Raw genomic sequence first — 13,372 nt, 5'->3', positions numbered from 1 at the left:
CGGCGATTCGCAGGGCCGGAGATTGGTTTAATCGATAGAAGTAAAGATATATGATAAGGGGAAGGGTAACAGGCCGGTTTCACTTGTAGCCAAGCGGCCGCGGGAGCGGCGCTTGCACGGTTGGAACATGCCGTAGGTGGCCACAATGTCAATTAAACGGGCAAGATTAATTTATAATCCGACCTCGGGGAGAGAAGAGATCAAGCGGCGGCTGCCGGATATTCTGCAGCGGCTTGAACGGGGCGGCATCGAGACCAGCTGCCATGCTACTGAGAGCGAAGGGGACGCCACCATAGCGGCATCGGAAGCGGCGGACCGCGGCTTTGACATGATCATTGCGGCAGGCGGAGACGGAACGCTGTATGAGGTTATCAACGGTCTGGCAACCAAGGAATCGCGGCCGCCGCTCGGGATTTTGCCGCTGGGCACAACCAACGATTTTGCCCGGGGACTGGGTATTCCCAAGCAGTGGGAGTCCGCCTGCGATCTGATCATCCAGCAGTTTAAGCGTCCAATCGATCTTGGGAAGGCAAACGAGCGGTATTTTATCAATATTGCGGGCGGCGGCTCATTGACGGAGCTGACTTATGAGGTGCCCAGCAAGCTGAAAACGATGATCGGGCAGCTGGCCTATTATATGAAGGGCCTTGAGAAAATGACGCGTCTGCGCCCGACCGAGCTGATCCTTCAGGCCGATGAGATTGGCGAAATGCACGAGGAGATTATGCTGTTCCTCATCTGCAACAGCAATTCGGTCGGCGGCTTCGAGAAGCTCGCGCCGGATGCCACGATTGACGACGGGCTGCTCGACGTCATCGTGCTGAAGAAATGCAATCTCGGCGAATTCATCCGGATTGCCTCGCTTGCCCTGCGCGGCGAGCATCTGCATGATCCGCATGTGGTTCATTTTCAGACCCGTGCGCTGCAGGTAACGACGCCGGATTATATTCAGCTTAATCTGGATGGCGAATACGGCGGCACGCTGCCTTGTACGTTTAATATATTGCCGTCGCATCTGGAAATCTTCGTGGATGAAGAGGGCAATACAACCTATAAGTAAACTAGAGAATAACGGAGCGATCGAAGGCAAATGAGTGTTCCAGTCAGCAAAAATGATGAAGTCGTCGTCGACATTGTCGGCTTGACGCATGAGGGAGAAGGGGTAGGCCGTGCAGACGGCTTTACCCTTTTTATACAGGGAGCGCTTCCCGGCGAGCGCGTGCGCGCCAGAGTGCTCAAGGTCAAGAAGCAGTATGGCTATGCCAAGCTGCAGGAGCTGGTTGCGGCCAGCCCCGACCGTGTCGAGGCGCCGTGTCCGATCTATATGCAGTGCGGCGGCTGCCAGCTGCAGCATATGGACTACGACGCCCAGCTGCGCTGGAAGCGGCAGCATGTGGTGGATAATCTGGAGCGGATCGGCAAGCTGCGTGTTGCCGCGGGTGAGGGCGGAGATAGCGGAGATGTGATCGTGCATCCTGCTATCGGGATGGACAAGCCCTGGCATTACCGCAATAAGGCGCAGGTTCCGATCGGGATGGTGCCGGAAGCGGGCAGAGCGGCTGATGGTTCGGCAAGCGTCAGGGATATGAGGCTGGTTGCGGGATTTTACGCGAGGGGCAGCCACCGTATTATCGATATGGATCAGTGCCTGATCCAGCATTCGGTCAATGATGAGATTGTGGCCGAGGTGAAGGCCGTCGGCCGTGAGCTTGGCATCACGGCGTACGACGAAGAGACAGGCCGCGGGCTGCTGCGCCATGTGATGGCGCGGGTCGGCTTTGTCTCCGGTGAAGCCATGGTCGTGCTGGTGACGAACGGACAGCGGATTCCGCAGGTCGAGCGCTGGGTAGAGCGTATTCGCGAGACAATTCCGGGTGTGACGAGTATCGTGCAGAACGTCAATACGCGCAAGACGAATGTGATCTTCGGCGATGAAACCCGCGTCCTGTGGGGCAGCGATGTGATCTATGACGAACTGGACGGGATCCGCTTCGCGATTTCGGCCCGCTCGTTCTATCAGGTGAACCCCGTGCAGACGGTGGAGCTGTACCGTAAGGCGGTAGAGTATGCGGGGCTGACCGGATCGGAGACGGTCATTGACGCATATTGCGGGATCGGCACAATCTCGCTGTTTCTGGCCCGCCAGGCGGGCAGAGTGTATGGCGTGGAGATAGTGCCGGAGGCGATCGAGGATGCGCGGCGCAATGCCGCGCTGAATGAAATCGGCAATGCCGAGTTCGAGGCGGGTCCGGCGGAAGTGGTTATTCCGCGCTGGCGGCAGGAAGGCATCGTGCCGGATGTGATCGTAGTCGATCCGCCGCGCAAAGGCTGCGACGAAGCGCTGCTGGAGACCATTCTTGCGATGCGGCCGGAGCGGGTCGTGTATGTGTCCTGTAATCCTTCGACACTGGCGAGAGATCTGCGCGTGCTGGAGGATGGCGGGTACCGGACGGTTGAGGTTCAACCGGTGGATATGTTTCCGTGGACGGTGCATGTGGAGTCGGTCATATTGATGGTTAGAAAATGAGATGTGGCAGGTTCGCTGAATAAATATGATTTTTCATTCGTCCAAGGTGTATATCACTTGGACTTTTTTATATTCTCATTGTGCATATCTAATCTGTATTGGCTTGTAATACTTACGCACTACTCAGCAGCAACTTTATAAGAGATAATGAAAAATATATTTGCCTGGGGATTATTTGAAAGTAATTAAAGAATTAAACGAGGATAGAACTGAATGATGTGGAATAAACTTTGGGAGGTAATTATCAATGTCAAAATTGACAGATATAAAACAAAAAATCTTACAACTTGATGGCGGGGCTTTTCAAGAGCTGTGCGATGCATATTTATTTAAGTTGGGATATGAGAATATATTGTCATTAGGAACAAAAGCTGGAACCACGAAGACTACGAAGGGAATTCCGGATACATACTTTCTTGACCCCAGTGAAAAGTATATTTTTGTTATGTACACTACTCAGCAATCAAACATATATGAAAAGATATATGAAGATATTTGTGACTGTTTGAAACCTGAGAAAACAGGAGTACCAATTCAAGGAATAACGGAAATAATTTATTGCCATACTTCGTCTAATTTGTCCGCAGGGAAAAGCAAAGAGTTGCGGGATTTTTGCTCGGCTAGTGACATATTACTTCGCTTGAACGGGATAGATGAAATCGCCAGTAACATATTTACTAGATTGCATGGAATATCAAGAGACTTTTTAGGAATATCTATTAGTACCGAACAGATCTTTGAAGTTAAAGAGTTCATATCCGTTTATGATTCGAATGGTATGGCTGCTCCATTATCAACTATTTTTCAGTTTAGAGAGAAAGAGGTCATCGAAGCATTAACTAAAATTGAAAATACTAAGGTAACAGTGATAACAGGGCCTGCTGGAGTAGGGAAAACACGGTTAGCCTTGGAGTGTTGTCAAAAATACGCGTTTGAAAATAATTATAGATTCTTCTGTATTCAAAGTAATCGACTTCCAATATATGAAGACTTGAAAGTGTACTTAGATACTCCTAATAAATATCTTTTGTTAATTGATGATGCGAACCAAATTACGGGTTTACAACATATTCTTCAGTATCTTACAAAGCATAGTCAAGGCTACGATGTGAAAATCGTAATTACAGTGAGGGACTACGCAAAGCTAACAACAATTCAAGATATTCGAAATTTTACAATTCCAGAGATCTGCACAATCAGTACATTTTCGGATGATGAAATAAAGAAGCTATTAGAGGCTAACTTGCAGATATTAAATTCAACCTATCTTGATAAAATTGTCAGAATTGCTGAGGGAAATGCAAGGCTTGCTATCATTGCGGGAAAACTTGCGATTGAAACACAGTCATTGTCTAGTATTAATGACGCAACTCAACTGTATGAAGGATATTATGAAAAATTTATACAAAGTAATATTTTTGATCGGAATAGAGACTTGTGTGCAGTGGCGGGCATAATTGCTTTTCTAACAGCAGTTAACCTCGAACATCTTGAGAATTTGATGCCACTACTCGATCAATTAAATAGTTCGAGTAGTTTGTTTGTTAAATGCGCTCATCAGTTGCACGAACTAGAATTGGTTGACATTTACAATGATAAAGCTGTAAAAATATCTGATCAATGTCTCGGCAATTATCTGCTTTCATATGTATTTATGAAAAAAAGAATCATTCCGCTATCAGTTATGTTAAAAGTATGTTTTGGAAGCTATAAGCCGCGTGCAATAAACGCAGTCAATACTCTTGCTAATATTTTTGCTTCTAAGGATATGCACCAACAACTCGAAAAAGAAATTAGCATAGTTTGGGATGAATTCGAAAATTCGCATAGCCCTTTGTTCTTCGATTTTGTAAAAGTATTTTATAGTATTAGACCTACTGAAACGCTGCTGATGTTAAAAGAAAGAATTGATATCTTACCTCAAGGGAGTCTGGATATTAATTTAATAGATTTTGACAAGGAAAGTCGTAATCATAGTGTAAATGACGATATTTTAATCATTTTAGGTGGGTTTAATGATAGAAGTGACCTGCCAGTGGCTCTGGATTTATTGTTTGAGTATTACAAAAAGGCACCGCAAAATTTTATGAATGTTTTTCATGCGATAATAGACTCGTTGGGTATTAGAAAGGATTCTCATCGTTATGACTATTGGACACAGACTCAATTAATAAGTAAATTTATCGAGCATGCTGATGAATGGGAGAATCAGTATGTTAGCACCCTTTTTATTAAAGTTTCTGCTAAGCTTCTTAAACTGCACTTTTCACCTACGGAGGCTGGAAGAGGACGTACATTCATAATGTATCAGATACCAGTTCAATTAAGTGATGGGTCTAAAAAATATCGAGAACTAATCTGGAACAGTTTATTTCAACTATATTGTAATAATGAATCCCATCAGTCGGAAATCGAGCAAATAATTAAAGAGTATGGACAATTCAGCGGGGATAAGGTTGAGAAAGAACTGGTTCAGTTTGATTCGCAGTTCATAATCTGGTTCTTTAGTCAGTTGTTTTCTTCAAATAAGCTTTCACATTGTATTATTGCAAAAATAGTAACAGATCAACTAAAACGTATCGCTCTCGACGTACAGCCATATCTATCCGATTACCTTAATAGCTCTGATTTTCTCATTTATAAGATTTTAAAAGGTGAGCGTCACTTAGAAGAGTTTGACTGGGAGAAAGAACAAGAACTTAAGAAGGCTGACATCCAAGGATTATTATCGGACGGTACAGAAAAAAAGATTCTTAGAATAATTCAAATATGTTCAATTTATCAGGATTACAATAGTAAAAATGTTTGGGATATTAATGAAGGGTTATCCTATGCCTTTATTCAACTGGCAACAAATAAAAAACTTTTTTTGTATGCAGTTAATATGTATCTAGCTCATAACACACCGATTAACTTATATCTTGACACTATAGTTAATAAGTTGTTTGAATTGGTTGGTACTGAGCAAACCTATGGAATTATTAATAATTATGAATTCGATCAGAAGAATGCTTGGCAGTTTTCTTTCTTTAAAAATCTTCCGTTTGAATCTATTTCAGAGAAAATGGTTCAACAGTTATACGATTTTTTGTCAGAGAACGAGCGGAATATTACATCGTCACCATACAGAGAGATTGAATTTCTAGATAAGTATAGGCAGTTTGACAATGATGTTTTTGTAAAAGCGAGCGATATAATTTTGAGTAAGCATGAATACTCTCTATTTATGTTCTCGTTGTATTTTCATTCAATGTTCAGTCCTTACGGTCATGGTACTAATCCGGACATACTAATGGATCGATTCAATAACGGTTTTAGCTTACTCAAAGAAATCTATCTTAAATTGATCTCCTATGATAAACATACAGACAATGACGGGCGATATTTAGTTTATTTTGTGCAGAACGAAATTTCATTTCTTGATGAGTTTATTGAATTTACTTTGAAGGATGATGATGCACTTTGGAATGAGGAAAAACGATTAGCTGCGATTTGGAATTGTGACAAGTATATTCAGTACGCCGATTATATTTTTAAAGCGTATTGTTGTAATGAAAATCTACTCAATTGGAGAATTGCGGAGTATGTAGGGCACCTTTTTATGACAGAAAATAATTCTGAAACAATAATTGCGTGCCAAGATGAATGGATATCACATTTTATCGAGGTCAATTTTAATGATGCCGAGTTTATGAAAATAATTTTCTCAGCAATTTCCGAGGCTGAGTTTTCACCAGAGCGTCGAAAAAAGCACATTTTGCACTTTATTAAGTTAAATACGAATCCGCTATTGTTTGATGAAATTCAATTAGAACCAAGAGGTTATGGCGGAGTAGTGAGCATGATTCCGTATATGGAAGCAAGAATATCATTCTTGGAATCACTGCTTCCAGCTTTAAATGGATTGACGTATTTAAATCACAAACAGAGAATTGAACGATCAATTGAAGCATGGAGACGAAGTATTGAACGAGAACAGATTGATGAAGTTTTAAGCGATATATAGGAAGAGATCTAAAAGCCAGTAATGGGTCGTTAATGCACACTCAAGCCTTATTATTGATGGTACGAAATGAGATGTGACAGTACTGCTCAAGTATAAAGTAAAGGAGACCTTGCTATATTTATTGGTATAATAGTATTTTTATGTTTTATAAAGTGAGTTGTGAATCATTTTAGTTCTTGTGATCAAGTTACTACTGCATGGTGTAAATGGAATAGTACTTCCTATACTACAAGGGGGTATAGTGTTTATGGAAAACAACGTTAATTTTTATTATGATGAATCTGAGCATAGTAGAAAAATTAATCATTCTACAGTTGTTTCTGATAATTACTACGATAATTTTGTTACAACAATTGTTGGATGGCGTACAGAAGATGAAAATTCTATATTTCAACGATATCTCGAGTTTGAAGAGAAGCATTCAGACCGCAAATCAAATGGAGAGTTAAAAAGCGCGACATTGAAAACAAAACAGTTAAAAAATGGATTGGCTTCTTTAAGCTCCGACAATGTAGCATTTATTCATGACTTTTTAGATGTGTTTGACAATCGCATCTTTTTGTATTTTTCTGTAACAAGCAAAATAGAATATATCGTAAACCAACTCTTTCTAAATTATAAGAATAGTGTATTTATAAATGCGGATGCCTTGAAGTATTCAATCGTTAAGGCAATAGTGATGTATAGACCGCAGGAAATTATTAGTGGAATGTATGAAAACACAGGAGAATTGGTTCAGTTATTAAAAGCATTTTTCCATAAACGAATCACTGCGAATCGAGCAAACACAAAATTGAAGAGGCACGAAACATCAGCTTTTTCGCAAATAGTAAGGTTACTTGAAGATATTAATGAGCACAGGGATATTAATTGGAACTATCAAATTGCTTTTGATGGTTTTAAAAAATATTTGTTAGAGAAAAATATTTCTAAATATGCGCTGTTTATTGATAAAGAAGGTGATGATAGTGATACGCTGAAAGCGGCAAAACAAGTAGGACTCTCCCCTGTTACAGAGGTTGATTCAAAAGAACATGTAGGGGTTAGGATGGCGGATATTCTGGCTGGTATAATCTCTAAATTGCTTAAATCTTTACATACTGAATTGCAATATGATTCCTTTGAAGATGGAGTCAATAAGAAAATATTAGGAGAAAAGTGGTTTGAATTAAATGATCGTCAACTTTATTTATATAAACGATTGTTACATGTCATATGCCGTTTGAATAATGCGTGGTATAAGGCTTTTTCAGGAAATTACTCAGATGACCTGATTGCTATTATTTCTTTGCTCGATTATATGAGTAGCTACAGGACAATTGATGATGTTAGAGCCATTGATAAAAAGATGCATGGCGAATACTTTAATACACTGGTATGTGAACGCTTAGCAAAACATTATGATGATATGAGATCAAAATTGCAGCTTGATCCGATAGCAGAGACTGATAAGGATTATTTTTTTAACCAAAGAGGAGGAAAAGTCTTCTTTGATTCGAGTAAGCAACCGCCATTAAGAATAAATGAAGGTTCCAACACTTTGGATGTTTTATCAGTTGGTTTTATGAAGGACGGGACTCCAATGATTACAGTTAGTGAAAGTGAGGTTCCTTTTTGCTATAAGCTGCCCCAAGAATTATATGCGTGGGCAATGGACTGTGTAGCTCTAGCAAACATGGGGATTAGTAATTTTCCCTCAAAAGTAGCGATTACAAAATGTAATGACAGTTTGTATGCAGATTTTATAGTCTAATAGGTTGAAGGAAGTATTTATTGATAAGATTGAGATAAACATCTTCCACCAATGGTATACTAGCTTTTTAGAGCATCATTATTATCTACTCAAGGCATGTGAGTCGGTCATATTGATGGTTCGAAAATGAGATGTGGCAGGTTCGCATAAAATAAAGACATGTGAAATGCTGGTGAGGAAATAATCTTGATCACATTTACCTAAAGTAAGAACTCAAGTTGATCGTTTGATGATCGTTACTTGAGTTCTTTTCTGTTGTAGGTTTTTGGCGAATGTCGTTGTCGAACTGAAGCAATTATTTGGTGAATGGTATAAAATGGATACACAATGCACTGTTTTGTAATCCACACTTGTCTGTGAGACTGGAGGAACTATGACAATGTTTCTTGATAAAAAATTACTTATTGAAAAAGAAGAAGGATGGATTCTTCCTGCCGGACTACACTCTTGTTGGAATGTAAGGGGATTGTACAGCCCAACTCAATTTGTGTTGAGGCTTCGACCAGATATTCATCTTGAACTTCAGTCAATAGAACCAGGGATCAGATCCAATAGCGAGTTAAGCTTTCAACAAATTCAAGCTTTTTCCACATATTTTCATGAAACTATACATTGGTGGCAGCATGTAGGTTCGACGCTAGGTTTAATGTTAAGCCTTATATATCCGGCCCAAGCTCATATCAACAACAGGGATCTTAAGCATTTAATTCAGGATATCGGGCCTGTTAAATCAATTTTGAAATATGATGCCGTACATAAGGGTTCTTTGAAAAATGAAACAGGTAGTAGAATAAATCGTGTGTTAAATAACTGGCATGATATTGAATTTTTTATGCGGCTTGCAATTGATCCTAAAAAAGCCTCACATATAATTAACTCTCCATACTTTGAGAGTGTTGGACATTCATATAATATGGCTTGGGGTTCTGTACTATGGCTGCTTTCATCCACATTCGATAGTAATTTGGTGTTTTTACCAGATGCAAGGAAGTGGGAGAGGGAGTTTGAGCAACTTAATAAAAATAAAGTGTTTGGTTACTATCACGGTTCTGATATTCGACTATCCCCAATAGGCGCAAGAGAGATATTCGAAGGGCAAGCTCGTTTTTCGCAATTACAGTATTTGTATCTCTCATCAGGCAGGAAGATGAGTTGGGATGACTTTGAGCACGCAGGAATGCTCAGTCAACTATATAGAGAGGCGTTCGATATTTTCCTCAAAATTCTTGACACACCTTGGCCCGGTACACCAGAAGATTCGGTAGTGGGGTTATTTTTGTTAGTATGTGATCTTGCTATTAACCCAACTGACGGTTTTCCTTTTGACCTATATCATTTTCCGTCATTTGTTTTTTCAGTAGATCCAGGGATAAGATTTTTAATGTTATGTGAGTCAATAAAGAAAAAGAGTCCAAATTTAGTGAATTCGATTCATGGCTACACAAAGGAAGAATATTTAGAAGTTTCCGAAATCCTTTGTGGCTATATCAGTTGTAAAACGCCTTATTCTGCTTCTGAAAAATTAAGTGATTGGGCAAGTACTAACTGTAAGGAATTAATGGAAGAAGATAATTCTTTTGAGTTTGGTTCTGAAAACCTACCTGTTCGATTGCTTTTCGCTAGATTTTTAAGATTTCAGCAGGATAAATTTACTACACCTGAGTTTTTTTGCTGGCCGGGGATCTGGTCTGTTGGTGAAAGAAAAGCAGGTATTTCGTTAGAGAATGCTCGAGAGTTGTTTGAAGAGCACAAAGCCCTTTTTTGTGATGGTATTGATGGAGATATTTACCCGAGTACTTTTCCAGATAAAGATGAGCAATCTGTTCAAAACACCTTTAATTCGTTCTATTTTTGGAATATGACATATGATATGACGAGGCAATGGATCATTCAAGAGGGACATTTTGAGTATAATTTTTCTTGGTTAACATCGAAATATTCAAATTCAGAGGTTACTACTTGGGTACGTAATCAATTTAGAGATGTATATGGTGTTGATCCAAGCACATTCCAAATTGTATGAGAGTAGCCTGTGTTTAGGAAAGTTTAATTGATAACTGAATAGTGTTTGAAATGTAGTCAATTTTGGGAGGAGGAAGAGCTATGGCAATGTATGTCTATAAAGATGCTGCTAGAACAGAGAAATTATTAGCAAAAAATGCTCAGAAACAAGACAAGGGTAACCGCTACTATTGTCCAAACCATAGTTGTGATGCTCACATGCATATATGTAATATTGAAGGGGTTTCCGCATCATACTTTAACGCTAGCCGTTCATATGGGCACATTGAAAAATGTCCATATGAGGCTTCAAATGGATTTAATCCAAGTAACTATAATGAAGGAAACTTCGAATTTGAACTGTAGCCCAAATTATGCACATTATAAAAAGAATCTATGATGCAATAAGATGGCTTCTGGATTCATCAGGAGTCATCTTTCAACTAACTTTATCAAAACCAGAATTTTAAGAAGATTATTTCATGTAGAATCGTGGGTTGAAAATGCTGAGATGGAACCAATGTGTGACGTCGAATCGTTTTGCTGTGTTATAATTGTAAGTAAATGTAGATACTAGTGGTGGAAAGGTGAGGCCTGTGGATAAATTCAAAGATTTAGAAAAGCTTATTAAGCTTACAGGAGATCGTGCAAAGTTGGATGCAAAAGCCAATGACACTTATATCGTATATAAAACCGTTGAAGGCCAAATTGTAAAGGAATATAACAACGGGGATATTGTTCCCATTGCCAACTCGGATAGTTCTCATGCATGAACAAATGCCGATTATGTATATATTTGCCGGTAATAATGGCAGCGGTAAAAGTACGATTCGAAACCTGATCGTTGATCGGCTAGGAATCAGTGTGAATATTGATCCAGATGCTTTGGCACGAGGGATTGATTCTTTGCGTCCTGAAAGCCGAAAAGTATCGGCGGGCAAAGAGGCCATCAAGTTGGCCAGAGATTGTATTCGTCATGGTAGAGATTTTTCGGTTGAAACTACATTGGCAGGAGGCAATGGCATTCGTCTCATTCAAGATGCTAAAGCTTATAAGTTTGAGATCACGATGTTTTATGTAGGTTTAGGTGATTATCATTTAAACATAGAGCGAGTTGCAGTGCGTGTTAAAAATGGCGGGCATCATATTCCAACTGAGGATATTGTTAGAAGACATGACACTTCAATTCAGAATTTACTTAACAATTTGCACCTTATCGATCATCTAATTGTCATTGATAACAGCAGCGATGAAGGTGATAGGGTGCTTCAGATAAGCCATGGTTCAATTGTACATCGTATGGATCCACTTCCTAGTTGGATTGAACAGGTTGAAAAAAGATATTTGAAGTGATTGCAGCCGTATGATATACAGCGAGTGATCCATGTTCCTATTTCCCAGAAAACACATGTGGAGGCGGTTGTATCACTGGTGAGGAATTAAACAGGATGCTGGGAGTCCTTATATATCAAGGGGTTCTGGCTATAATGTCCGTTGATCTGAAAATGATGTGAAAAACCTGATTAATAGATATTCGACACAATTGATTACAGTGATGACGCCGGGAGGAGTATCCTCGAGCGTCTTTATTTTTGTGCTTTTGCTTTATGGAAAAACAGGGATTCGAGCCTATCCGCTGCGGCCTGGCCAAGCTGACTGGAGGGCATGACCGTAAATGTTCATCGTGGTCGATATACATCGCTTAACCTACTTAAGCGAATACGCAAGGGAAAATGAACCACTCCGTTTCCCGCTTCAGCGGATAAAAGAGTGGTTTTATATGATGTAACAACCTCCCCATATTGAGCCTAGGATGTCACTTGATATTCAAGGCTTGCTGAAATATTCGTTTAGCGAATTTTACGACCGTGCTCCGAGGCAGTAAACGCGGCAGCTGAGCCGTAATATAATTATTTCGTCCAACTATGATGTGGCTGCGATTCCTTTCTACCGCTTTAAACGCCGCGTTCACGACATCAATCGGCTCCATGCGCTTACTTTTCAAATTGTCCGAACCGGATGCTGCATGAAACGAGCTCTTCGTTTCTCCAGGGCATAACGCAACGATTTGAACGCCGCTATCTCTATACTCGGCCCATAACGCTTCCGTGAAAGAGAGAACATAAGCTTTCGTGGCACCATACACAGCCATGTACGGTACTGGCTGAAACGCTGTCATTGAAGCAACATTGATAATAATGCCGTCCTTCCTCTCAATCATGGAACCAATGAATTTGTGAGTTAATTCAGTCAGGGATACTACATTTAGCTGAATTTCTTGATGAACACGAGTCGGCGAGATTTGATTAAACTCCCCCAAAGTTCCAAACCCGGCGTTATTAATAAGAACATCAACCGTCAAGCCGAGATTTTCAACTTCCTGGGCTATTTTCTCCGCAGCGTTGACTGAAGAAAGATCAACCGAAAGAGGTATCGCATGGATCGAATGCGTTTCTTGAAGTTCATGTGCAATTTGTTTGAGTTTATCCTCTGACCGGGCAACCAATATTAAGTTACATCCTTTTTTGGCAAGCTCGTTTGCGAAAACCTCCCCTATTCCGGATGATGCGCCTGTTACCAAGGCTGTCTTCTTTGAATAGTTCATTTGTATTACCTCCGTTTATTATTTTAAATGCTTAAACATTTAATCATTATGATTTAAAAAAAGGACTTTCTTCATTGATTGCGAGAAAGTCATGTCTGTTATTCAAGCGCTTTAGCAGGGTCATTCGATAGGCTTTCGGCAGCAAGAATGATTGCTTTAAGCTGCTCAATAACCGAGTTCTCAAAGGTAAGACTATAATAAACTTCTGTCCTTTCCTTTGAGGAGATTAAGATGCCTGCTTGTTTAAGTATTTTTAGATGATGAGATATTGCCGGTCTGGATAAATGCGATTGCTCCACAACTTGTGCAACATTCATTCGTTTAGACAACATAAACATCATTAGAATATCCTGCCTTACGGGATCGGCAAGTGCTTTGAAAATATCTGTGGACTGACGAATCTCATGAAGGAGAGCTTTCTTTTTTTCCAACAGTTTGCTTTGCTTTAGTTCCTTCAACGCACCACCTCCAGATCAAATG

General features: G+C 40.3%; 10 protein-coding genes. 8 read left to right on the top strand and 2 right to left on the bottom strand.

From position 1 onward, the window contains the following. Positions 1-145: 145 nt before the first annotated feature. The 8 genes from ACFOLF_RS14335 to ACFOLF_RS14300 all read left to right on the top strand — a co-directional run bounded on the left by ACFOLF_RS14335 (position 146) and on the right by ACFOLF_RS14300 (position 11,640). Positions 146-1,060, top strand: a complete 915-nt coding sequence (locus ACFOLF_RS14335) for a diacylglycerol kinase (RefSeq protein ID WP_210042347.1) — start codon at positions 146-148, stop codon at positions 1,058-1,060. 30 nt (positions 1,061-1,090) lie between these two features. Continuing rightward, positions 1,091-2,527: a 23S rRNA (uracil(1939)-C(5))-methyltransferase RlmD gene (rlmD, locus tag ACFOLF_RS14330; RefSeq protein ID WP_210042344.1), complete on the top strand. Its 1,437-nt coding sequence runs from the start codon at positions 1,091-1,093 to the stop codon at positions 2,525-2,527. 247 nt (positions 2,528-2,774) lie between these two features. Then, positions 2,775-6,533, top strand: a complete 3,759-nt coding sequence (locus ACFOLF_RS14325; protein WP_210042342.1) for an AAA family ATPase — start codon at positions 2,775-2,777, stop codon at positions 6,531-6,533. A gap of 247 nt (positions 6,534-6,780) precedes the next feature. Continuing rightward, a complete protein-coding gene (locus ACFOLF_RS14320) occupies positions 6,781-8,286 on the top strand; it encodes a DUF3800 domain-containing protein (RefSeq protein ID WP_210042340.1) in 1,506 nt (501 codons plus the stop codon). A 379-nt stretch (positions 8,287-8,665) separates the two neighbouring features. After that, positions 8,666-10,309: a hypothetical protein gene (locus tag ACFOLF_RS14315; protein ID WP_210042338.1), complete on the top strand. Its 1,644-nt coding sequence runs from the start codon at positions 8,666-8,668 to the stop codon at positions 10,307-10,309. Positions 10,310-10,389: 80 nt separating this feature from the next. Further along, a complete protein-coding gene (locus tag ACFOLF_RS14310) occupies positions 10,390-10,653 on the top strand; it encodes a hypothetical protein (RefSeq protein WP_210042330.1) in 264 nt (87 codons plus the stop codon). A 230-nt stretch (positions 10,654-10,883) separates the two neighbouring features. Further along, positions 10,884-11,060, top strand: coding sequence for a hypothetical protein (locus ACFOLF_RS14305; RefSeq protein WP_210042328.1), 177 nt, complete (start codon positions 10,884-10,886; stop codon positions 11,058-11,060). Continuing rightward, positions 11,053-11,640: a zeta toxin family protein gene (locus ACFOLF_RS14300; protein WP_210042326.1), complete on the top strand. Its 588-nt coding sequence runs from the start codon at positions 11,053-11,055 to the stop codon at positions 11,638-11,640. Before ACFOLF_RS14305 ends, ACFOLF_RS14300 begins: the two co-directional genes overlap by 8 nt. Positions 11,641-12,103: 463 nt before the next feature. Here ACFOLF_RS14300 and ACFOLF_RS14295 read toward each other — a convergent pair whose 3' ends face one another. Further along, positions 12,104-12,892, bottom strand: a complete 789-nt coding sequence (locus ACFOLF_RS14295) for an SDR family NAD(P)-dependent oxidoreductase (protein WP_210042317.1) — start codon at positions 12,890-12,892, stop codon at positions 12,104-12,106. A 98-nt stretch (positions 12,893-12,990) separates the two neighbouring features. Beyond that, positions 12,991-13,350: an ArsR/SmtB family transcription factor gene (locus tag ACFOLF_RS14290; protein ID WP_210042309.1), complete on the bottom strand. Its 360-nt coding sequence runs from the start codon at positions 13,348-13,350 to the stop codon at positions 12,991-12,993. Positions 13,351-13,372: the final 22 nt, after the last annotated feature.

The sequence above is a fragment of the Paenibacillus sepulcri genome (assembly GCF_042647105.1).
In the GTDB taxonomy this organism is placed as follows: Bacteria; Bacillota; Bacilli; order Paenibacillales; family Paenibacillaceae; genus Paenibacillus_Z; species Paenibacillus_Z sepulcri.
Note: the sequence above shows the minus strand (reverse complement) of the source record. Positions and strands in the feature narration are given on the sequence as shown.